Source organism: Aeoliella straminimaris, assembly GCF_024054565.1.
Classification (GTDB): Bacteria; Planctomycetota; Planctomycetia; order Pirellulales; family Lacipirellulaceae; genus Aeoliella; species Aeoliella straminimaris.
The window spans coordinates 99,375-120,970 of sequence record NZ_JAMXLR010000020.1 but is presented as its reverse complement, the minus strand read 5'-3'; the positions used below and the strand labels follow the sequence as shown (position 1 = coordinate 120,970).

The 21,596-nt window shown below is 60.6% G+C and carries 19 protein-coding genes; 9 read left to right on the top strand and 10 right to left on the bottom strand.

The genetic code is table 11. From position 1 onward, the window contains the following. The first annotated feature begins 43 nt into the window (after positions 1–43). Both NG895_RS04825 and NG895_RS04820 read left to right on the top strand, forming a co-directional pair. Positions 44–1,549, top strand: coding sequence for a PEP-CTERM sorting domain-containing protein (locus tag NG895_RS04825; protein ID WP_252851321.1), 1,506 nt, complete (start codon positions 44–46; stop codon positions 1,547–1,549). A gap of 117 nt (positions 1,550–1,666) precedes the next feature. Continuing rightward, the gene (locus NG895_RS04820; protein WP_252851320.1) at positions 1,667–2,314 is read left to right on the top strand and encodes an ECF-type sigma factor; all 648 of its coding nucleotides are present in this window, start codon (positions 1,667–1,669) and stop codon (positions 2,312–2,314) included. Here NG895_RS04820 and NG895_RS04815 read toward each other — a convergent pair. Continuing rightward, a complete protein-coding gene (locus tag NG895_RS04815; RefSeq protein ID WP_252851319.1) occupies positions 2,262–3,326 on the bottom strand; it encodes a hypothetical protein in 1,065 nt (354 codons plus the stop codon). The two genes, NG895_RS04820 and NG895_RS04815, sit on opposite strands and share 53 nt — an antisense overlap. 223 nt (positions 3,327–3,549) lie before the next feature. On the opposite strand from NG895_RS04815, the gene NG895_RS04810 reads away from it, so the two are divergent. Together NG895_RS04810 and NG895_RS04805 are read left to right on the top strand one after the other, a co-directional pair. Then, positions 3,550–5,115 carry a hypothetical protein gene (locus NG895_RS04810; protein WP_252851318.1) on the top strand — a complete coding sequence of 522 codons (1,566 nt, stop codon included), beginning with the start codon at positions 3,550–3,552 and terminating at the stop codon, positions 5,113–5,115. Next, entirely contained in the window at positions 5,112–6,026 is a 915-nt protein-coding gene (locus NG895_RS04805; RefSeq protein WP_252851317.1) for a DUF1559 domain-containing protein, read from the top strand. Before NG895_RS04810 ends, NG895_RS04805 begins: the two co-directional genes overlap by 4 nt. A 1-nt stretch (position 6,027) precedes the next feature. Here the strand turns inward: NG895_RS04805 and NG895_RS04800 are convergent, their stop codons facing one another. After that, the gene (locus tag NG895_RS04800; RefSeq protein ID WP_252851316.1) at positions 6,028–8,109 is read right to left on the bottom strand and encodes a serine/threonine-protein kinase; all 2,082 of its coding nucleotides are present in this window, start codon (positions 8,107–8,109) and stop codon (positions 6,028–6,030) included. A gap of 612 nt (positions 8,110–8,721) precedes the next feature. Here NG895_RS04800 and NG895_RS04795 point away from each other — a divergent pair. The 3 genes from NG895_RS04795 to NG895_RS04785 all read left to right on the top strand — a co-directional run bounded on the left by NG895_RS04795 (position 8,722) and on the right by NG895_RS04785 (position 11,646). Then, the gene (locus NG895_RS04795) at positions 8,722–9,390 is read left to right on the top strand and encodes a hypothetical protein (protein ID WP_252851315.1); all 669 of its coding nucleotides are present in this window, start codon (positions 8,722–8,724) and stop codon (positions 9,388–9,390) included. Next, complete coding sequence (locus NG895_RS04790) at positions 9,387–10,055, top strand: hypothetical protein (RefSeq protein WP_252851314.1); 669 nt, start codon at positions 9,387–9,389, stop codon at positions 10,053–10,055. Before NG895_RS04795 ends, NG895_RS04790 begins: the two co-directional genes overlap by 4 nt. Positions 10,056–10,446: 391 nt before the next feature. Further along, entirely contained in the window at positions 10,447–11,646 is a 1,200-nt protein-coding gene (locus NG895_RS04785; protein WP_252851313.1) for an outer membrane protein assembly factor BamB family protein, read from the top strand. 181 nt (positions 11,647–11,827) lie between these two features. Here the strand turns inward: NG895_RS04785 and NG895_RS04780 are convergent, their stop codons facing one another. From NG895_RS04780 to NG895_RS04765, 4 genes are all read right to left on the bottom strand, one after another. After that, complete coding sequence (locus NG895_RS04780) at positions 11,828–11,992, bottom strand: hypothetical protein (protein WP_252851312.1); 165 nt, start codon at positions 11,990–11,992, stop codon at positions 11,828–11,830. A gap of 51 nt (positions 11,993–12,043) precedes the next feature. Next, positions 12,044–12,661, bottom strand: a complete 618-nt coding sequence (locus NG895_RS04775; RefSeq protein WP_252851311.1) for a hypothetical protein — start codon at positions 12,659–12,661, stop codon at positions 12,044–12,046. A 170-nt stretch (positions 12,662–12,831) separates the two neighbouring features. Further along, a complete protein-coding gene (locus NG895_RS04770) occupies positions 12,832–13,260 on the bottom strand; it encodes a hypothetical protein (protein WP_252851310.1) in 429 nt (142 codons plus the stop codon). A 49-nt stretch (positions 13,261–13,309) separates the two neighbouring features. Further along, complete coding sequence (locus tag NG895_RS04765) at positions 13,310–15,322, bottom strand: Hsp70 family protein (protein WP_252851309.1); 2,013 nt, start codon at positions 15,320–15,322, stop codon at positions 13,310–13,312. Between the two features lie 330 nt (positions 15,323–15,652). On the opposite strand from NG895_RS04765, the gene NG895_RS04760 reads away from it, so the two are divergent. Continuing rightward, positions 15,653–16,213 (top strand): hypothetical protein, encoded by a 561-nt coding sequence (locus NG895_RS04760; protein ID WP_252851308.1) that lies wholly within the window; start codon positions 15,653–15,655, stop codon positions 16,211–16,213. Positions 16,214–16,238: 25 nt separating this feature from the next. On the opposite strand, the gene NG895_RS04755 is transcribed toward NG895_RS04760, so the two are convergent. The 4 genes from NG895_RS04755 to NG895_RS04740 form a co-directional block, all read right to left on the bottom strand. Then, positions 16,239–17,336: a glycoside hydrolase family protein gene (locus tag NG895_RS04755; RefSeq protein WP_252851307.1), complete on the bottom strand. Its 1,098-nt coding sequence runs from the start codon at positions 17,334–17,336 to the stop codon at positions 16,239–16,241. An 11-nt stretch (positions 17,337–17,347) separates the two neighbouring features. After that, entirely contained in the window at positions 17,348–19,003 is a 1,656-nt protein-coding gene (locus NG895_RS04750) for a hypothetical protein (protein WP_252851306.1), read from the bottom strand. A gap of 108 nt (positions 19,004–19,111) precedes the next feature. Then, complete coding sequence (locus tag NG895_RS04745; protein ID WP_252851305.1) at positions 19,112–19,627, bottom strand: hypothetical protein; 516 nt, start codon at positions 19,625–19,627, stop codon at positions 19,112–19,114. A gap of 53 nt (positions 19,628–19,680) precedes the next feature. After that, a complete protein-coding gene (locus NG895_RS04740; protein WP_252851304.1) occupies positions 19,681–20,799 on the bottom strand; it encodes a class I SAM-dependent methyltransferase in 1,119 nt (372 codons plus the stop codon). A 194-nt stretch (positions 20,800–20,993) separates the two neighbouring features. Here NG895_RS04740 and NG895_RS04735 point away from each other — a divergent pair, with 194 nt between their 5' ends. Continuing rightward, the gene (locus NG895_RS04735; protein WP_252851303.1) at positions 20,994–21,572 is read left to right on the top strand and encodes a TetR/AcrR family transcriptional regulator; all 579 of its coding nucleotides are present in this window, start codon (positions 20,994–20,996) and stop codon (positions 21,570–21,572) included. Positions 21,573–21,596: the final 24 nt, after the last annotated feature.

Below are 21,596 nucleotides of genomic sequence, written 5' to 3'. Positions count from 1 at the left end.
GGCAGTTCTGCCAGGCGAAGGGCTCAACCAAGGGAGATCGTCGATGCAACGCTTACTGGTTTACGGGACGCTTTTCACTCTGCTTCTCTCGCCATCGGCCCAGGCCGCGGTGCCTTATGTACCGGTGCCGGTGTTTGGCAAGCCGCTCACGGGGCCCAACGTCATGCGGCCCGACGAGGTGTACGGCAAGGAATACTCCAACGACCGCGATTTTTCGGTGATCGGCCCGACCGGCGATCCACAGCAGATCGTCAACTGGGATGGCAGCGGCGGAGTGATGGACGGGCTCGACTACTCGTTCACGCAACAGCAGAACGAGTTCGACCTGCAACTCGACGCCATGGCCAACTCGCGGGATGGGCTCTTTCGCCAGGTGGTTCGCGACGATGCTCACCTCGTCTACTCGCACGACGACGAAATCGTCATGTATCCTGCTGGCCCCGGAGGCCCCATGAACCTGTTTCGCATGCCGAGTGTCGGCCCGGTAACGCTTGCCAATGGACAGCAAATTGGCGGTGCCGGCGAGTTGAGCGTCGAACTGGCGGGAGCTCATGTAGGGGCATCGATTCACGAGCTGTGGGCAAAGGCTGGCGAAATCAATCGCATGCCTCCCCCCTCCGAGGAGTTCTCCAACGATGTCGACGGCGTGGAGATGTGGGGTCCCGAGCCACCCAAGCAAGAAGATGACGGTCAGGTGTTCTTAGGCGACGCCGACAAATACTCGCTGGAACTCGATTTTCAAACGGGCGCGTCCATCTGGAACGCGTCGGGAACACCCTATATGTCGCACGCGATGATCGTCTCGGCGGTGGAATCGCTACTGGGGCCGATCCCGGGACACGCCATGCTACCCCACCAGAACCAGGAAAGTCGCAATGCCATCGATATCGATGCCCTGATGGTGTACGACACGGCCGGTGAAATCGATGTGTTCGATCTGGAGCCACAGCCTCCGCATAACGAGGACCTGCGGGATCAGCTTGGACAGGGCATCCGCGACGACGAACCCCGCGACACCATTGTCTTCAGCATTCGGCAGATTGTGGACGACGTCGATCCCGACGGTTACTACGCCACGGGCAGCGAGCTGTTTGTGCTCGACAGCATCAAGGGCGTCAGCTTCCTGGAGCACGGCGGGCACGTGTGGGACCAGGGTTATGCCCTGCAGGAGTTGCAGTTCAAGCTCGAAGACCAGGAGGATGGCTACAGCGTGCTCGACATTAACGCCCTGGAGGCCATCGGGCAGGAGCAAGAGATTCCTGTCGGCCCTTGCCCTGGCGACTTCAACGCCGATGGCACCGTCGATCTCGCGGACTACAACGTGTGGCGCAACAACCTGGGGTCGACCGACGAGACGAGCATCTCCATGAACGGCTATCTGAATGGTGTGGTCGACTCCGCTGACTACGGTCTATGGAAGAGCAACTTCGGGCACGTCTGCCCGATGCCGATCATGGCGGCTAGTCCCACCTCGGTGCCGGAGCCTGGCTCGATGCTGCTCATGGCGGCGGCCACTCTGGCCGGACTGGCCCGGATGAAACGCCGCTGAGTATCGCACGCGTGTGGGAAGGGGGAGAACCGGGCCGCCGCGTGACCCTCAACACGCGGCGGCCTGCTGTTGGTGGACCGAAAGTGCCCCACCACCCCATAATGGAGACGCAAAACCATGCCCACTCTGCGAGTTCCATCGATGCACGAAGCTAGCGAAGTCTCCGTCACTCAGTGGATTGCCGACCTGCGAGTTGGCGAGCAAACCATCGCACAGCAAGAACTGTGGACCCGCTACTTCAAGCGTTTGCAAGCACTCGCCAGGGCCAAGTTGGGCGATCTGCCTCGGGCGGTGGAGGACGAGGAAGACGTGGCCGTCAGTGCACTGGGCAGTTTCTTCGTGCGGGTTCGCCAGGGGCAGTTTCCCGACCTGACCGACCGCAACGGGCTGTGGCCGCTCTTGGCGAAGATCACGGCCCGCAAAGCGATCAATCTGCACAAACGCCAAACGGCCGCCAAGCGAGGTGGAGGTCGGCAGGCGAATTCGGGGTCAGCAGGCACCGACAGCCAGCAAGCCCCGCTGGAATTCGTGGACGAGCAGATCACGCCCGCCTCGCTGGTGGAGCTCAGCGAACAGTGCAATCTGCTGATGGCGGAACTGCCCGACGAGGTGCTGCGACAGATTGCGGAGCTGAAGCTGGCGGGCCACTCGACTCAGGAGATCGCTCAGCAATTGGAACTTTCGCCCCGCACGGTGGAACGCAAGACGGGACTCATCCGTCGCTACTGGACGGCGTGGCTCCAGAAAGTCGAACAAGGGAAGTGATCGTCAGCAACAACCAGGCCGCGGTTCTCGGCTCCGGCACTGCTTGACTGTGCGAGATAGCCGCGGGGGCAGTCGCCAGGTGGTTGCGCCACACGGTGTAATCGGCGATATCGACATCGCCATCTCCATTGCCGTCAGCGTCGTATGTCTTGGATCCGAACTGCACCTTCCAAACCGCGAAGTCGAGCTCGTCGACCGTGCCGTCCGCGTTGTAGTCGCCAGGGCCAGCCAGCGACAGTACCGCGTCGCGGTCGTCTTCGACGAAGGTCACTTCGCGATCGATCGAAGGATCATAGGCCGCAGGTGCCAGCCCCAGCGTATCGACCCCAAACTCAACCTGCATGGCGCTGGACGACTCGCCCACGTGGCTCATGCCATTCACTCCCACCTGCAGAGAAAACTCGATGGTTCCGCTACTTGCCGTGGGGGTAAGCGAGAACGAGGCAAACAACCAAGCGGGGCTGCCATCTGTAGTGGTTCCGCAATACGTATCGAGCGAGTCGCATGTGCCGCCGAAGCCATCGCCATCTGTCGCCGGTACAGAATACCCCTGCAGCCCGAGCAATCCCTGAAGAAATGGGGCAGGTGGATAATCGTATAGACCGGGACTGGTGCCCGGTGCCTCGCTGAGTCCGGTGCTGGAGTCGTTCACATCGGCGAATCGAGGATTGCCCGAGGTTAGCGTCGGGTTGTGAACTTCGATGTTAGTCGAATCGATGCTGAACGTGGTCTGAGGCGAGAGCACATTCAGCGAGACGTTCTGTAGTTCGAGAAACGGGTTGGTCGAAGCGTTCCACTCGCCCGCCGCGGTCGTGCGGGGCTGGGCCCAAATATACAGTCGGCGGGCGACGCCCGAGGCGGCCACCGCTCGTGCCACGCCCGGCGTGCCGGGGTCTTCGCCATCGGTCGAAATCCAGAACCGTGCGGGCGCAGCCGCAGCCCAGCCGCCCGATAGCCCATTGGCCAGCAAACTAAGCAGTAAAATTGCCCGCAATGAAGGTGAATTACGCATAGCACCAGGGAGGGGGGCAGTAACCACACAGCAGATGGCAAGCTCGCTGGGCGACCTACCGCGCCGAGTGTAAACACAATCTGCAAGAAAGTACAGAAATTGTGGCGGACCAGCAGTGCTTTTCTTGATTAGCCTGGCAGGACGGTTAGGATCAACGAGATGCGTCCTGCTCCGGCTCCCCCCTACTAACGAAGAGCACCACCCCCTACAAAGCGTGAGTGGAATGACCGCCGCTACACCCAGCCCGATCTTCCCACTCCGCGCACAGCCATGTGCGATGCGGTGGGCAGCGGTCTGCGGCATCGTGTGGCTGGTGCTTGCGAGTGGGGCTGCTGCTCAGCAGGTGTTCCAGTTGCCCAATCTCGAGCTCTCGCCCAACGACACGCTGCCGGTTCGCATTGCCGGCCCCAATTTGCCGGGGGTCGACTACGACCTGTACCAGATCGCCGGCAACGCCATGCTGGAAGGCAGCGTCGAGCTGCAACTGATCAACGGGTATCAACCGGCCGTGGGCGACACCATCCAGTTTCTCGAAGCACAAACCATCGAACAACGGTTTCGATCCATCTTCTTTCCCGTCGCCCCACCGGAAGATGTGGCGGTCCAGCTACGGCGCGACGATCAATTGGTGAGTGCGGAGTTCGTTAGCCCGCGGTTCGACAACAACTACACGGGACAGATTCCCACGAGCCTTTGGCAAAACCCTGAGAACTGGACCCAGGGCGAGGTGCCCAACTCGACCAACAGCCTGATGCTCACGAACGACAGTCCTTTCGCGACGCGGCGACTGCGAGTGATTGGCGGTCCCAACGAAGGCTTCCAACCTGCGACAGCTCATGAACTCGTCATCCAAGGCGGACTGCTCCCCATGATCGTCGAGGTCTCCGACAGCGGACATCTCAGTTCGACGATCCGCACCAAGATCGATGAGGAAGGACGGCTCGAGCTGGTGAATCAGGGCTCGCTGTTCACGGGCGAGTTGCTGGTTGGCTCCAAAGGAACCGTGCTGATGGACAATGGTCGCATCCAAACTGGCAAAAACAGCGCCTTGGTGGCCGGCACGCTCATCGGCACGGGGCAGGTGATCGGTGGCGTCGAGTTGCTTCCCGGCGGATTGCTCGAGATTCAAGAACCTGCCGGCTCCAGGGGCGGCGTACTGACCATTGAAGGCGACTACACCCAATCGCCCGGCGCCCGCCTGTCGCTCGATTTGCCTTCAGACAATCAAGGCGAGTACGAGCAACTGCTGATCGAAGGAACCGCCTCGTTCGGTGGTGTGCTGCAGGTCGATCTAACCGGCTTCGAAACCTTCGGCGTCGGCACGCGGATCGAACAAGTGGTCCACGCCCAGGATGTTGGCCAGGGCATGGCTTTTCGCAACCTGGAAGTCATCGGTCTGCCGCCCGGCACCTACGCTGGCGTCGAGTACGGGTTTGGTTCTTACTACGCCTCGATCGTTGGTCATGCGGTGGGCGATATGGACGGCGACGACGATTTCGACCAACTCGACGTCGATCTGTTCGTGCTAGCACTACGCGATCGTGAAGCTTACGAGTTGACGCCACTCGATGGCGGGGGGATCATTGGTATCTCGGCCGACATTACTGGCGACACCGACTACGACGGCGATCTCGATTTCGACGACATCGACGAAATGATCGCCCTGATGGAAGGCTCCGCTGCAATCTACGCCCAACAGGTGTTGCTGGGCATCACGGTTCCCGAACCTGGTTCACTCTCCTTGCTGGCCCTGGCGTGCCTGGTGGTGGCCCGCTGGCGGAAAACATGACCCGCAAACGCGCTGCTTTCACGCTGGTCGAACTGCTGGTGGTCATTACGATCATCTCGGTTCTTATTGCGCTGTTGCTGCCCGCGGTGCAAATGGCTCGCGAAGCGGCCCGCCGCTCGCAATGCCAGAACAACCTCAAACAAATCGGCCTGGCGATGCACGAGTACCACAATGCTCGCGGAGCGCTGCCGCCGGGCATGATGATGCACGCCAAGCGAAACCTGCCCAGCGTTTCCTGGCGGGTACTCCTGCTGCCCTATTCGGAACAGCAAGCTCTGTACGACGACATCGGTGTGGTCGAAGACCCCAGCGACAACTTCTACGGCGGAGCACAAAACCGCCTGCCGGGAACCTACCAGCAGGTGCTGTATCTGTGCCCCTCTGCTCCTCGCCCCGAAGGCGAGTTCAAAGCGGCTCACTATGCCGGCGTGGCCGGTGAGGTAAACGCCGCCGACACCTGGGACCTGGAGGACACTCGCTGTGGCGATGTCCGTCGCAATGGTCTGCTGTTCCCCGACAGCCGAGTGCGGATCTCGCACATCACCGACGGCACCGCCCACACCCTGTTGGTGGGCGAACGGCTCTACGTCTTTCGCGATTGGCTGTACGGCGGCGATTGGACCGGCTCGGTGCCCAACTACACCAAAGTCTGTATGGGTTCGTCCAAAAACATCGTCTACCCACTCAATGCCAGCCACGACGAGTTCGGCTACAACCTCGAGGATCGCAACGTCCCCGATGGCGGCGCCCGAACCATGTTGCTCAACGACCTGGAGTTCGCCAGCCAGCATCCAGGCGGAGTGCAGTTCCTGCTGGCCGATGGCTCCGTGCAGTGGCTCAACGACTACATATCGCTGCCAGTGCTCTACGCCATGGCTTCGCGCAATGGCGAGGAAATCGTCCAACGTTGAATCATGGCCCCCTGCTGCGTGGTAGTAGCTGATCGCGGAGCTTCGCCAAATCCTGCACTTCGGTCGGCCAATCGGCTTCGACCTCCAGTCGCGACTGCCCCGCCTGCATCACCGAGGCACTTCGGTCCTCGCCACTCTGCTCGAGCGACGCCCGCAACATCGCCTGTTCGACACTCGGGATGGTAGCCACTCCGTCGAGCAACTCCTGCACCTGGTCGAGCACCTCGAGCGCCGCGGGCTTGTCGCCGGTCGACTCCAATAGGTGCGCCAGCACCAGGCCAACTTCAATCTGTTTCGGTTGGTTGCCGCTGCCGCCAAGACTCTTGAACGCCGCGCGATAGTGTTCGGCCGCCAGGGGTTGGCGATCGGCACTCACTAGCAGATCGGCCAGGGCTAGGTGCAACTCGGCCGCCGCTGCCTGATCCTCCATCTGACCAAGCTGCGAAACATACTGATCGTATCGCGCGTCGAGCAGAGACCGTACCAGGCCCGCGCGCCAGGCCTCGACCTGGGCGCCCTCGGGCATGTTGCCCTTCAGCAGTTCCAGCCGCTGTTCGAGCGAGGCCACCTGCTGCTGTAACTCGAGCCGGTCGGCTTCTCGCTGGTTGACCAGCGTGTTGCGTTCGTCCAATCGGCGGGCGATCTCGCGGCGCTGCGCTTCGAGCCACACTGCGGCTGTGGGGCCACCAATCGCCAGTAACGCAGCGAGCAGTAATACCGTTGCCAGGGCCGGTCGCCGCTTGGCCCATCGCCACGCGCGGGCGGCCGCCGGCAGGGGTCGGGCCAGCACCGGCTTGCCGTCCAGCCATCGCCGCAACTCGTCGCCCACCTCGGTGGCTGTCTGGTAGCGCCGGTTGGGATCGACCTCCATGCACTTCAGGCACACCGTCGCCAGATCGCGGGGCACACTCGGGTCCAGCGATCGCGGCTGCGGCGGATCGCTCGTCAGGCGGGCTTGAATCTGCATGGCGGGCGAGCCACGAAACGGCAGCTCGTCGGTCAGCAGGTGAAATAGCATCACGCCCAGCGAATAAATGTCGGTCCGCCGATCGGTCCAGTGCCCCTCGCCGCGAGCCTGTTCGGGCGACATGTAGGCTGGCGTACCGACCACGAACCCGTCGATGGTCATGGTGACTTCGCCAATCTCTCGCTTCGCCAGGCCGAAGTCCATCAGCCGCGGCTTGCCCGAGTTGTCGATCATAATGTTTGATGGCTTCAAATCGCGATGCACGACGCCCGCCGCGTGAGCCTCGGCCAGGGCTTCGGTCACCGGAATGCAGACGCGTGCGATCTCGTCGACCGAGCGGCGTTGCGACTTCATCCAGTCGGCCAGCGACTCGCCCAGCACGTACTCGCTGATGATGAACACGGTGTTCTCTTCGCGACCCACCTCGAACACCGGCACGATGTTCGGATGCCGCAGTTGAGCCGCCGCACGAGCTTCGCGCAGGAAGTGCTCGACCTCCATCGTGCTTAGGTTCCCCTTGCGCGGAATCTTCACCGCCACCACTCGGTCGAGCTCGGTATCGTGTGCCTTCCACACGGTGCCGAACCCACCCACGCCCAACCGCGCAAGCAGCTCGAACCGCCCCAACGTTTTGAGCGATGGACCCGCCGAGCTATACGAACTCGAGTCGTCCACCAGGCTGAAGTGGCTGCCACAGTTCGTGCACGACACGTCGTCCACCGGCACGTCCGGCAGCAGCTCCACCGGGTTGCTGCAATGCGGACAGCGAATATGCAGGGCCGCCGAACCCGTCGCCAACCGCGGCGCCTCGATGGTGCGATCCGAGTCGTCGCCGACGGGCGCCACCAACGTCATGTCGGCCACCAGCGACACCAGCTCGGGATGCCGTTCGCGAAACGCCTGCTCAATCTCGTCGGGACCAATGTCCGTGGCGTAGTGGCACTCAATCGCCCACAGCTCACGCACCAACTCGGGCTGCAACTCTTCCGCCACCTCGCCCAAGTAGTCTTCGATCGCCGGCTGCTGGCTCTTCTTGGCGGCCTGCTCGAACCGGTCGCACACCCCATCGAGCTGCTGCTCGTTGTATAGCGACGATGGCGACTCGCGACCGCTCATATGGGCAGCTTCCTGTGTGGACCTCAGGGAGAAGTTTCCAGCATAAAACCCCGCCGCGGCGATGCAACGGTATGACCTCCGCGACCCATTGCGACAGCTCAGTTTGCCAGGGGGAGTTTCGCTGGTTTTGGGGCGCCACAACGGATGGCGATTCTAGGGCCCAAAACCCCAGCCGTTTTGTCGCCGGTCAACACCCTAACCTGCTGCAGGAAAACGAGTTACAGAATCCGCCATGACCAATACTCCCAGGGTTTTGGACACCCCATGCGCGCCAAAACGACCAAAACCTAATTTCCGACGTCGCCTGGCTCGTCGGCCACTAGCTTGCTCATCCTCCTCACGGTCCTTTCAGGTAATACCTAATGCTACGCATCTCCATTCGATCACATGTCGGGATGATTTCAATGGCGAAGTTTTTACACCCGCCGTTTTGTGGAATTCGATGCAACACCGCGCAAGCGCGCACAATCGCTAGAAGAAGGTGGACGCCCGCGCCTGCCACCTTAACTCCTCGGTTGACAAACGCGACCTTTGGATTTGGTTGACTTGGCTATCAATGGACAACTAATCTATTGTGAAGATCTTCGCGGCCCCTCATCACGACGCGTCACTATGCTTGTCGACTTTTCACGGGCTACTTGCCTGATATTTCTAGTGCTCCTGGCACTGTCTCCACCTTGCTCGTGGGGTGCCGTGATCGAGCGGGACTGGCGGGCGCCCGGCGATGGGCTGCTCACCTATGACACGGTGAACCAACGGGAGTGGCTCGATCTGAGCCAGACACTACGGATCAATTTTCCGCCGAACTATCGCGTCGAAGATGTGGCGTTGGAGTTGGAGCCGGGCGGAATGTTTGAGGGCTTCACCTGGGCGAATATTGAGGACGTGACGGAGTTTGCGCAGTCCGCCGGGATCGATACCACCACTTTGGACTATAGTGTGAACGGCGCCGCTGCTGGAATCGCAGTTAACCTGCTAAGCCCTACCTTTGGACCAACATCAGTTAACAATTCATACTCGGTGGGATTTCTTAACGACACCCTACCTTCATCGCTTGGCAGTCCAGCTCCAGCTTACGCTCTTTTTGCCTCCTTGCCATCAAGTGCAAGTGCTGGACTCGCCTTGAGAACCAATGTTGGCGATACTGCACGTCCGCCGAACTCAGGTTTAATGCTCTATCGCAATGTCCCAGAGCCCAACGCTTTTGCGTTACTGGTCGTGGGTTTGGCTGGACCAGTCCTTGTTTATGGGGTTTCACACCGGAGCGGAGGCGAGGCATGACGCGTCTCTTGCTGTTGATTGTCAATTTACTGTTGGCCTTCTCCTGTTCCTGCTTCGCCGCCGTCATCGAGCGCGACTGGCGGGCGCCCGGCGATGGGCTGCTCACCTATGACACGGTGAACCAGCGGGAGTGGCTTGATTTGAGCCAGACGCTACGGATCAATTTTCCGCCGAACTATCTCGTCGAAGATGTGGCGTTGGAGTTGGAGCCGGGCGGAATGTTTGAGGGCTTCACCTGGGCGAATATTGAGGACGTGACGGAGTTTGCCCAGTCCGCGGGGATTGATACGAGTACCTTGGACGTTGCAGTGAATGGCGATGCCGTTAGCAGTTTGCTCGATTTGATTGGCCGGACTTCAGGCTTTCTTTCACCAGGCAGTCGCGGCGTCTCTGTCGGATTCCTTAGTGATACCATCACGTCTCCGGACGGGGTATCATGGCATCCATTCGCGTTTTTCAATGATCGACTTTCAGGCTCCGAGGCCGGGCTACTTACCTCGTTGACAGCGAGTGAGTTCAGACGTGCGAGCACCTCCGGGTTAATGCTCTATCGCAATGTCCCCGAGCCCAACGCTTCCCAATTGGCTTCTGTTGGACTTATCTTTCTTTCCACCATTTTGGCGATGCGTAAGAAAGTTGATGCTGCAGGCAGGCCAACAAGTTGATCGCACGGGTGCGACCGAAGGCCGCTCGTGCAATCCATCTATAACGCGTCGAAAGTCTTCTTTCACCAGTGTCCTTTTAAGTTCTCTCTAACTCCCCGATTCACGCTAGATCGGGTCGCAAGCCTTGCGGCCACCGAAGGCTGCGCTGATAATGGGTGCACTTATTGGGGAGGACCCATTCTATTACTGCCCACCTATTGTCAGGCTACACCGCCCCTTGTGTAGCGGTGTCGTTGTACTTACCCGAGTTCAACTCGAATAGGAAGCGTTCGCTATGTCACTAGAACGATTTTCGATACGGTGCACATGCACCGCATTGCTGCTGAGTTTAGGTTCGTTGGCGCAGGGTCAATGGTCGCAGTTTCAAGGGAATGCTCAGCACACCGGTTACGTGAATAGTCCGATCCATGCAGGACTTCTCGAACCAGCATGGTCAATCGATGCCCCCGATTACTCGGCCAGGGCGGGAGACCGCGGTGTTGCGATTGTCGACGGTGACGTTTACGCAACGATGTTGGACGGATATGGATTTAGCGGCCCCTATCTTGTTGGACGCTACGACGGCGATACTGGTAGTCAAGTGTGGCAGATACCAATTCCAGCGAACTCGCACGATGGAGTCTCAGCTCCTTCGGTTCAAGGAGATACCGTATTCATTCACCACTGGGGGCACTCTGGGAGTAGCGGCTCGGATTTTCCAATAGATTACCCAGCTCTCGTTGGGTTAGACACGCAGACTGGTGAGCAGCAGTTTTGGACAACGCACTCAGGCCAGTGGTCAAGCGGAAGTCGACCGACAATCGAAGGCGATGCCGTATTTGCAGCGGGGGGCTACTACGGCGGGCTCGACGCCTATGGCGTCGACGGCGAATCACGCTGGTTTCACAAGGTAAATCAGCAGTATGGCTGGATACCTGCCGCTGATTCGGAGAATGTCTATGTCTACATGGGGGAAGCATCTGCAAGTCCAGGTCCCAGCACGGGATCGCTTTACGTTGTCGATCGAGATACTGGATCACGCAGTGCAACCATTCTCCATCCGAGTTCCTCCGGAACTTTCTACGGTCAGTTACAGAGTGTAGTGCTTGGCGGACATGAGGACGCACTCGCCCTAACCTACAACAACCACCCCGCTTATCCTGGAAGTAGAACGCTAGTAAGCTTCGATCTTTCCGAACAGACCATTGCGTGGGAGATTGGAGGTGAATTCTCCGGAAATCCTGCCGTAGGGAATGGGTTGGTGTTCGTTCCCGAAGCTGACGTCTTACGCGTTGTCGATCAGTTCAACGGCGAGACATCCTGGACTTGGGCTGGAAGCAACTTATCGGGCAACGTTGTCTTGACCGATCGCTACGCGTTTGTCAATTCAGGAAACAGTGTGCATGCGATCGACCTGATCGACCGGTCATCGGTGTGGAACTCTGACGGAATCACAGGTGCGATCGCCCTGGATGAGAACCTGCTGATTATCAGCAACCCGAACGGCGTGTTCGCGTTTACGGCAGTGCCGGAACCAATGACGGGCATCTATGCTTGGAGCGCCATCGCTTGCATACTGGTTCGATATCGCTTTCGCCTAACAACCGGTTGAATGCGCAGCAATCAATAAGGCATATCTCGTAAGCATCTTAAAGTCTTCGCGCCCGTATATCCGAGGCGAGCGTCGTGTTGGGCCGCCGTTCGACCAACAGCGGTGTACCCGTCTTCGGTCATCTCGTCCGCTGCGCAATTGTGGTCGGCAACCATCCCTTCTCTGACTTGGCGGCCGACATTTAGCGTGCCCAACCGCACGGGTGCGAATGGGTGTGCATGTTGCCCTTGTACCACGACTGCCCGTCGCCGACTGCGAGCACCGCCGGTTCATGGCCGCGGACCGCCGTGAGCGTGGAGAAACCAACCGCAACACAAGCAAAAACGCGGAGACCGAATCCAGACATGGGAAAATCGATTCAGGACGGGTGATGGAGGGGTGGGAAAGCCCCGCTAGCTTACAAATCTCGCCGACTGGATTTGACATTCTGCGCGGAGTCTTCACAATCTGGCGTCGGCGTGGCTGGAGTCGAATCGTGTAAGCCCCCAGTGCCGCGACTCGCGCCGATAACCCATATGACACCCCACAGTGCGATGCTAACGCCAAACAGCACACCGTAGGGCGGGCGAAATGTCTCTGGCAGATGCTGGAGTACCGCGTCGGCTGAGATGGGGCGGATAGACGTCGGGCTGTCTTCAGATCGATAGAGCACAACGAACGGCGCTTTGGTGGGACCGAATTCATGAAAGAGCGTCCGAATCTCCTTTCCTTGCCAATCGTCGTACTCGAGTATCAGCGCCACGAAGTCCCCGGAGTTGAACGCCCGGCGGATTCGAGGATCACCCAACGCCAAGACGGCCAAGCCGGACTCAGGGTGATAACTCGGACTAGCGAACACCAATACGTCTCTGCCGTCGCGCAAGTGCATGGACACGGCATCCGAAGTGAATTTCTGCCACTTGATAGGACGTTGCTCTACAGCGACAGACCGAATCCACAACGCTCCGAAGCTGGCGGGCACGACGAGCAGCAAGAGCGAGATCAACGACAGGCGTAGGTTTCGAGGTGATTGCATGCTTCTGGCGAGTATAGGGGACCGCCGACAGGTCCCCACAGCGTCTGCTGGATTAAACACGCCCCCCATCTCTTCCCCTACACCCACATCGACAAACTCTCCGCCGCGGACGCCAGGTGCCTGGGGTCGAGCTCCGCGAGCCCCCAGACATTTGCGTACCGCGGCTGCTATCAGGTCCGGTAAATCTTCACACTCACATCCTTGAAGCAGTCAATCACATAGTTGTACTGGTGTTGCTCGTCTTTCATCGTCCATGTGGGAGAATCAGCGATCACCTTCTTGCAGGCGAGGACCACTTCACGAGCAGGCCCCAATAGCGTCAATCGTTCGGTCTCAACCAAAGTTGATAACTTGCGAGAGGCCATCTTCCTTCGGACAAGTACAGTCAGCCCGCGCTCACTGTCAAACTGAAACACAAAATCAAGCTTACTAGCGGTGAAAAAGTGCCAGTTAAGCCAATCTGCTACCCCACTGGTCTCATCATCAAATTCAAGCTGCCAAGTGCCGTGATATCTTAGCGATTTTTTGTTGGTATTTATCGCGTTTCGCAACTGACCGAGGAAGCTCTCACCTTCCACCGCAGGGTATCTCTCAGTCATGGTTCTACACTTGGTTGCGATGTCAGGTCGTGCGGACAATCCCGTCCTCCTACACCCACATCGACAAACTCTCCGCCGCGGACGCGGCGCCCGGCAGGGGCAAGCGCAGCACGTTCAGGCTGGGAAAGATCAGGCAGGCCCCGTAGTACAGTACCATCAGGCCCAGGAACACGGCCACGCAGGAACCGAGGATGATGCCCACCTGCGAGGACGACTTCTCTTCGTCGGTGTCTTGTTCGCCCCAGTACAGCTCGTCCTTTTCCTTCTTCGGTTGAGGCTTGGCGACGGGCTGGGGTCTTGGCTGGGGTTTCCGCTGCGATGCGCCAGCAGCCGCCTTGGCGTGCTGTTTCTCGTTGCGCAGGCGATCCGATGCCGCCTGGGGGGCGCCGCTGTGCACGGCCGGCTCGAGTGTTTGCTTCTTGCGTTCGACTGGCGCTGGCTGGGGCTCGTTGATCTTCTTGGCCGACGCCGAGTGCACCTCCTCGTCGCTGAGGATCATCGCCGCCACGGCCTCCTCGAAGTCCTCGTAACCGCCGTCGCGGCAGATGACCTTCTTCCACCGTTCGACCCGGTGCTCGGGCAATCCGCGGACGCGGTCGAGCTCGATCTGCGCCTGGTCGCCCATTCCCTCGACCGACGCGTTGACCGATAACCGGCCGCTGGAATCGTAGTTGTAAGTGACCGTGATTGGAGTGCCGGCGGGCAGGCCGGGCGGCAGGTGCTTGAGCGCGGCCACGGCTAGCGGCGAGCACTGGTCGGGCAGCGAGCTCTCACCCTCCAGCAGTTGGATCTTGATGCTCCGCTGGTTGTCGGTCTTGGTGACGAACTTGCGGGTCACGGTAAACGGCAGCGGTGTGTTGCGCGGAATCAGGGTCACGTTCTGGGTCCGCATCGTCTCCTGGTTCACGCCTTCGATGCCCAGCCCGTGCGAGTTGACGTCGGTCACCTTGAGCTTCGGCACGGCCTGGTCGATGCCCCGCACGCCCATCAGGTAACGGGCAAACACGGCCGCCCCGCGAGCTACCGCTTCGTCGGGATGCACGCTATCGTCGGGCTTCAGGCCGGAGATCTTCTGCATCGCCTTGCGGACGGCCGGCATCCGCGTCGATCCACCCACCAGCAGCAGCCGATCGATGTCGTCCCACAGCAGGCCGGCCGCCTTGACCGCCTGGTTGGTGGTGAACACGGTGCGCTCCACCAGATCGGCGGTCAGCATCTCGAAGTCTTCCCGCGTGACCGGCAGTCGCATCTCGTCGCCGTCCATCGCAAAGGTGAGCGTGGCCATCGGCACGGCGGACAGGTCGTGCTTCGCTCCGCGGGCGGCGCGCAGGACGCGGGCCTTGTCGCGATCGTCGAACTCACGGGCATCGGGATACAGCGCGCGGAACTGGTCGGTGGCATGGTCGGCCAAGCGGGCATCCCAGTGAATGCCGCCTAGTTCGTAGTCGCCGTCGGTCGACAGCGTGCGGACTTTGCCAGCGGACAACTGCATCACCGTCACGTCGAACGTGCCGCCCCCCAGGTCGTACACCACCAGCTTGAGTTCCCCCTCGGGCGCGCCGTCGGGCGACAGGTAACCAAGCTGCTCGCCAAAGGCCAGGGCCGCGGCCGTGGGTTCGTTGACGATATCGAGCACCGGCAGGCCGCTCATCTTGCCCGAGTCGGCGGTGATCTTGCGGCGGGCTTCGTCGAAGTAGGCCGGCACCGTAATCACGGCCTGGAAGTCCTCGCCGAGCGCCTCGACGATGTCGTGACGCAACTGGCGGAGGATACAGCCCTGGATCACTTCGGGCGGGTACTGCTGCCCCACAATTTTGTAGCGATAGAGCGCCGCGCCGACGTCGCGTTTGGCGTTCTCGGCCACACGGCCCGGGAATTCGAGGGCCGCTTCCCATGCGGGGTTCCCCACCACGATGTCGTCGTCGTCGAACAGCACCACGCTGGGGGTCAGAATGCCGCCGGCATTGTTGCGGATCATCTGCGTGCGCCCCTCGGCGTCGATGTAGCTCGCAGCCGACAGGGTAGTGCCGAGGTCGATTCCAACGGGGATAATGTTTGCCATGTTCAGTTCACTGTTCCGCAGCGGGCAAGTTCCGCCAACCAAGCCACCTTGCGAAGCACTTCGCGTTGCGGCTGAATTTGCCGGCTGATACCATAATAATCTAGAGCAATTCCAATTACTCGCCCTATAGCGATTCCGGTGGCGAAGAGCCGCGCCGATTTGTTGGGCCGATCCGGAAAACTCGCCACGGCCGGCGCCACTGGCCCGCGCGGCACGTGCCAGATTTGAGAACCCTGCAAACCATAGGGGGTATCGAATAAAACGGACCTGCGTATCGGCAACCTGGCGACGCCCGCCCGGTAGCGGCAGGCCATCACCCCAGCGGCAGCGATGAGCAAACCAGCCACCAGCGAATTCGATCCCTATCACAAATGGCTCGGCATCCCGCCGTCGGAGCAGCCACCCAACCACTACCGCCTGTTGGGGCTGTCGGAGTTCGAGGACGACCCAGATGTGATCGCCGCTGCCGCCGATCGTCAGATGGGGCACGTCAAAGGCTTTGCCACTGGGCGCTATGGCTCCTACTCGCAGGAGCTACTCAACGAGTTGGCCAAGGTGCGGGTCTGTCTGCTGAACGCGAAGCTCAAGCAAGCATACGACGCGAAGCTACGCCAGGCGCTGCAGCCCAAGCCGCCCGCAGCGCCACCTGCGAAGCCAGCCTCGCCCACCGCTCCCCCCACGCAGGTCATTCCCCCACCCACGAGCGCCGCGCGCGTCGCGCCCCCAGCGGCGGCGAGTAACGAACCGACCGAATTGCCCACCATCGGGCCGAGACGTACCATCCGTCGTCGCCGTAAGAAGCCGTCGGCCGCCCCCATCCTGTTCGCCTTGGCGATCGCTACGCTCGCCATGGTGGGGTTGGCAATTTACTTCGCGAATAAGGCGATCTAGCTCGTAGAACGAATGTCGCCTGCGACTACTCGTCCTCCGTCGCGAACAGGGGCAGGCAGACGTTCACCGACGTGTCACCCCGCTTGCAGGCGACAAATAGCTGCTGAGGCTGGCCGCGGTCGTCGGTGAGAACAAACGGGCGTTCCATGCGATCAGGCTTCCACGTGGTCCCGTCGTCGAACACGATCTCTTTGGGAGTCAGTTTGTACTGGGCCGCCTTCTCCCAGTGGTATCCATCTGGGGAGGTCATCATGCCAAGGAAGCCGCGCGCATGGAACACCGCGTAGAACCGCTTTCGGGTCTGGTCGTACCAGATCGAGGCGTCCTCCGTATCCAGGTCGTCAATCACGGGGGCGTCCTGAATCGTCCAGGGCCCTACCGGGCTGTTGGCGATGGCCAAGGCTTGATTGCGAGCGCGGCTGCCCGGTTTGTCGCCCTTGACGATCATGAAGTAGGTCCCGTCCGGTCCCTGGCAAACCGCCGGATTGACGGTGAGCGTGGTAATGGTCTTGGCCGGCTGAATGATTGGATCCGGAGAAATGCTCCAAGGACCATCCAGCGATTTCGCCGTGGCGACAAACGTGCGCTGGTTGGGCCTTGCTTCGTTCATCCACAACGGATGCCGATAGCCCACGCGAGCCATCGCCACGCGTTTGGCTTCACCATCCACGGCGAAGCTGTCGCCTCTCGTCTGAATGAAATACAGATAGTACGTGTCGCCGAAGCGTTTGATCTTCGCGTTGTGCGCGTTGAACCAGTCGCCACGACCAGGACCCGTCGCCGGGATGGCTACACCGACCTCCGTGTAGGGACCCTCCGGCCGATCCGCCACGGCATGCACGACCTGGGAATGGGTCAGCCAGGAGAGAAACCCCAGCGACTGCGGCCACCGTGCATGAAACATGTGGTACTTACCATCGGCAGCCTGCAACACACTGGGACACCAGGAGTACCAACCCGGGTGCGCGGTGATGAACGGGCGGCTTTGCAGGTCGTCCAGCGATGCCTTCGATGCGGCCGGTAGTTTGCCGATACGCAATTGCAGCGTGTCGGGTGCTCCCCAGACCAACGCCGGCATCAGAGCCAGGCAGACCAGCCCACCCAATAAGCGGTTGAAATTCATGGGAGGCACTTTCAGGGTCGGTTGTTCTGATGGGTAAAATCCGCTTCCTGCCGCAACACGATCGGCACATAGCCGACTTCCATGCCAGCAGGGGGTTCCACTAACAGGGCGGGGTCGAGCGAGACGAGTTCACCCGAGGTGGGCGGCGCCATGTAGTCGCGGTCGATGGGCCAGGCGCGGTGAATCTGCTCGACGAACGCCTGCAGCGCGGCCTTCTTTTCGTCGCTCCAGTGGTACTGCTGGAAACTCGGTTGGTCGACAAAACGATACCAGGCGTAGGTGACCAGCGAGCCATCACCCAGCGTCACCTGCACTGGCTCTGTCGCCGCGCCCGGCGTGGTCCAGGCTGGCGTCTGGGAGAAGGTGAAGGGCTCACCGGGCGTGGCCAGCTTGAACTCGGCATCGTGCAAGCCGGTTTCGCTGGGCACGTCGGCGGGGGCGACGGCCACGCGGACTCCCTCTTCGTGGCGATAGTACTGCGGAAACTGCCCCGCGGGGGCGTCGCCTTCCGGCTTCCACACCAGGCCCCACGTGTTGTCGTCGAACACCTGCGTATCAAACGTGTCGGCCACACCCCGCATGGGGGTTTGATCCTGATCGAAGCCGGGCGTCCGTGTGCTGAGCTTGGCGACGAAAGCGCCGCTACCATCGAATTGCCCGGATGGCGCATCCCCGCCCTGTCGCCAGGCAAGGAAATCGTCGTACAGCGCGTCCTGCGAGTAGTAGGTCACGTCCTGCACCAGCACGGCGCGGCCACTCTGGTCGATGGGAAAACGCAGCGTGGGGATCTTCGAGTAGTTCACTCCCTTATCGTCCGACGCCACGATTTGAGGAACCGTGTTGATCTCCATCGCCCCACCGCCCATCAATCCGGGCCGCGAGTCGAGCCCTCGCCCATAGAGGAAAGGTTCGTCGAACAAGTCGGCGATCTTGCTCCAGGTCTCAGGGATGTAATAGGCAATGGGGCCTTTGAAGTTCGCCGTCGAGATGAAGCAGGTCCAGGCCTTGTCGCCCACCGGCGCGCGGCCGTTGGTCGAGGGTACCGGGTCGGTGAAGGGCAACGCCATGTAGGTGTAGCCAAAAAATCGCCCCGCCGGATCGCCAGCGAAGGGCAGGGCGTCGGGAGGGATCAGCAGGCGGTTACTCAGTTGCGCGATGCCCAGCCGATTGTCGGGCAGGGCCTCGGTGTCGTAGAAGAACGACCAGCCCGGCGAGCCAACTTCGTAGTCGTAGCACTGCGGCGTGCCATTCATGCTGAACTTGGGTGGGCCGTAGCGAAAGCGATTGCCCCGCCAGTAGCCCAAGCCGCCCTCGACCGTCTGAAACACCGACGCCCAGGTCGGTCCGCGCTCCTTCCACTTCCGCGCGAGCGTTCCCTCGGGCGCGAGCGGCTGATCCTTGTTGTCGCGGTTGTCGGGCAGGATCCATCCGCTGGCCAAACCGATCTGAAAATGGGCCAGCGGCTTGTCGACCAGTGTCCAGGCCGCCGAGTAGAACCCCATGCCATAGCCATACTCGGCGCGATCGTCCGGCTGTGAGGCTTGATAGCCGATGTAGCCATGCAGTCCGCCGCCGCGCTGCGTGGGCTGCGCTTGGGCGCTGGCGGCAGCGAACACGCAAACGCAGGACACCAAGTGCAATACGATACGAAAGCGACAAACAGCCATGAGCAACCCTAGTGCTTACTGGAGGAACGTTCGTTCTCAAAGACGGGCGACGCGTCCCGCTCAGTTTAAGCAACCTGCGGTTGGTTTGCACGCGACAACCACGATCCATCACTCGCCCGATGCCGCGCTGCCGAAGAACTCTTGGATCTCTTCGTCGCTTTCAGCCAACTTACGGAGGCCTTGCTTGTTCAGGGGCACCTCTTGAAGGTCTCGGTTCAATTGCTTGACTTGCCAGCCGTCGTCGTCGGCTACGGCGAGAAAGAGACTGCCTTTCTGCAGGTCATAGGATTGCCCGGCAATGGTCGCCGTTCCCGATTTCCCATCGCTTGTCTTGCAGGTAAACTTCAACACCTCGCCGTTGGCGCCAATTAACTGTCCCGTGCACGATCCGCCCTGCATGTTACTGCTGGTACTGCCACCACCCCCAGTGGGAGCGTCGGTCCAGATGACAAACAGGCTTCCCCAGTGAAAAACGGTACCCCGGTCGACACCGGGTTGGCCTGCTTGGTTTCCGCTCCAGGTGACGACACCACTGGCACCGCCGACATCGGGAACCGAAGAACTTGTCGAACAACCGCTCGCGGCCAGACAGGCGAGCAAAACGATAATCGAAGGCCGATACATTCCTGGGATCCTCCATAATGCGAGTTCGGAAAGCACCGTGCCAGGTGCTTTGGCTACTGCTTCCGGCAGACATAATAATTGTTCATGATATCATGTTCGAGGGTATGGACGACCACGTCATGGAAGCCCGCCTCTTTGAGCATCTTCAAAGCTAGCTCCTCTCCCCAGCAGGTGCCGAGTCCGCAGCCCGCGTGTGCGAGCGAAACGGTCATGCAGTGCATGGTCGAGATGGTGTAGAGAAACGGCGCCACGGGATGTTCCAGGTTCTTTTCCAGGTGGCTCGAACTGCGGATATCCTGCGCCAAGAATAACCCATCGTTCTTCAGCGCCCGGGAGATGCCCGCCAGCATTGCATGCGGATCGATCTGGTCGTGAATGGCGTCGAACGCGAACACGACGTCGAACCGCCCCTGGTCGTCCAGCTTCGCTGCATCGCGGACCTCGAAGCGAATGTTGCTTAGTCCCCGCCGTGCCGCTTCGTCGTTGGCCCATTCGATTGCTTCGTTCGAAAAGTCGTAGCCAACGAAGTTCGACTTGGGAAACCGCCCGGCCATGTGCATCAGCGCCAGCCCGCGGCCGCAGCCAACGTCCACGGCGTCGATGCCACGTTCCAGCGACTCGACCAACCCATCGACCAGCGGCAACACATAGTCGTCGAGCGCCGCGACGACCGTTTGAAACGATTCCTCGGCCATGATTTCGTGAAAGCGCTCGAATCGCTCGTATGGCACACCTCCACCGTTTTGGAAGCAATCGTGCACGTGGTCTTCGATCTTGCCGAACATCGCCATGAACTGCATGACGCCCGCCATGTTGTTGGGCGTGGCCGCGCGGGTCAGCCAGGCGGCGTGCTCGGCGGGCAGGCTGTAAGTGCGAGTTTCGGGGCAGTACTCGACGACACGACCGGTTACCAGCGCGCCGAGCCATTCGCGGACGTAGCGTTCTTCGAGCCCAGCTTCGTCGGCAATTTCGTGGGTGGCCGCCGGACGATCGAGCCGACGCATCGCATCGAGCAGACCGGTCCGGTGCCCGATGCTGAGCATGAAGGTCAGCGAGGCATCGTTGAGCATGCCGACCACGCGCTGGCCGAAAGCCTCGTGCCGCGCGGCGTCGAATCCCGCTTCCTCGCTGTTTTCGCTGGGGGCCAAAGTAGCCGGAATCGAGGCAGACATAGAGTTTTTCCTGAAGGTTTCGGGGTGTTCGTGATATAGTGAGAGGCCTTACGACAACCGCTGGCCCCCGCCCATCGGGCGATGTGTTAAGACTAGAAAACGCTGCCAAGCAGGACAATTTACTCGGAGTCCAGTTCGGTTGACTTGTGGTCAAGTCTGCTATCACTCGAATCAACTCGCAGGAATCGTCGCTGATGCCAGAACTCACGACCCGCGAAAAACTCGTCCAGGCAGGGCACGAGATCTTCTATCGTGAAGGGTTCTTGACGGTGGGCCTCGATCGCGTGCTGAACGAAGTGGGCTGCTCGAAGCAAACCTTCTACAACCACTTCGAAAGCAAGGACGACCTGATCTGCGCCGTGATCGAGGAGCATCATCGCTGGTGGAGCCAGGAACAGCGCGAGCGACTGCAGCAGATTGCGGGCACCGACCCGCGCGGGCAGCTGCTGGCAATGTTCGACGTGATGGAACAGGTGATGCAGGCCCCAGAGTACCACGGCTGCATCTTCATCAACGCCGCGGTCGAGTTCCCCCAGCCTCATCACCCAGCGCATCAAACGGCGCTGCAGGCGAAGGCCGATGGCGTGAAGTTCCTGGAAGAACTTGCCGAGCAAGCCGGCGCGCTCGATCCGGTTGCCTTGGCCCAAGAAGTGGACATGATCATCGAAGGGGCGCTCATCACCCATCAATTGTCGCCCACCAGCAACGTGGTCGGCATCGCCCGTCGGGCGGCCGAAACGCTGATAGAAAAGTATCTGCCGGCGGTGCACTAGAAAACGGAATCTGTTCCGTTAGCC

Coding starts and splice junctions, on each gene's coding strand:
- NG895_RS04825 (WP_252851321.1), top strand. CDS start 44: ATGCAACGCTTACTGGTTTACGGGACGCTTTTCACTCTGCTTCTCTCG.
- NG895_RS04820 (WP_252851320.1), top strand. CDS start 1,667: ATGCCCACTCTGCGAGTTCCATCGATGCACGAAGCTAGCGAAGTCTCC.
- NG895_RS04815 (WP_252851319.1), bottom strand. CDS start 3,326: ATGCGTAATTCACCTTCATTGCGGGCAATTTTACTGCTTAGTTTGCTG.
- NG895_RS04810 (WP_252851318.1), top strand. CDS start 3,550: ATGACCGCCGCTACACCCAGCCCGATCTTCCCACTCCGCGCACAGCCA.
- NG895_RS04805 (WP_252851317.1), top strand. CDS start 5,112: ATGACCCGCAAACGCGCTGCTTTCACGCTGGTCGAACTGCTGGTGGTC.
- NG895_RS04800 (WP_252851316.1), bottom strand. CDS start 8,109: ATGAGCGGTCGCGAGTCGCCATCGTCGCTATACAACGAGCAGCAGCTC.
- NG895_RS04795 (WP_252851315.1), top strand. CDS start 8,722: ATGCTTGTCGACTTTTCACGGGCTACTTGCCTGATATTTCTAGTGCTC.
- NG895_RS04790 (WP_252851314.1), top strand. CDS start 9,387: ATGACGCGTCTCTTGCTGTTGATTGTCAATTTACTGTTGGCCTTCTCC.
- NG895_RS04780 (WP_252851312.1), bottom strand. CDS start 11,992: ATGTCTGGATTCGGTCTCCGCGTTTTTGCTTGTGTTGCGGTTGGTTTC.
- NG895_RS04775 (WP_252851311.1), bottom strand. CDS start 12,661: ATGCAATCACCTCGAAACCTACGCCTGTCGTTGATCTCGCTCTTGCTG.
- NG895_RS04770 (WP_252851310.1), bottom strand. CDS start 13,260: ATGACTGAGAGATACCCTGCGGTGGAAGGTGAGAGCTTCCTCGGTCAG.
- NG895_RS04765 (WP_252851309.1), bottom strand. CDS start 15,322: ATGGCAAACATTATCCCCGTTGGAATCGACCTCGGCACTACCCTGTCG.
- NG895_RS04760 (WP_252851308.1), top strand. CDS start 15,653: ATGAGCAAACCAGCCACCAGCGAATTCGATCCCTATCACAAATGGCTC.
- NG895_RS04755 (WP_252851307.1), bottom strand. CDS start 17,336: ATGAATTTCAACCGCTTATTGGGTGGGCTGGTCTGCCTGGCTCTGATG.
- NG895_RS04750 (WP_252851306.1), bottom strand. CDS start 19,003: ATGGCTGTTTGTCGCTTTCGTATCGTATTGCACTTGGTGTCCTGCGTT.
- NG895_RS04745 (WP_252851305.1), bottom strand. CDS start 19,627: ATGTATCGGCCTTCGATTATCGTTTTGCTCGCCTGTCTGGCCGCGAGC.
- NG895_RS04740 (WP_252851304.1), bottom strand. CDS start 20,799: ATGTCTGCCTCGATTCCGGCTACTTTGGCCCCCAGCGAAAACAGCGAG.
- NG895_RS04735 (WP_252851303.1), top strand. CDS start 20,994: ATGCCAGAACTCACGACCCGCGAAAAACTCGTCCAGGCAGGGCACGAG.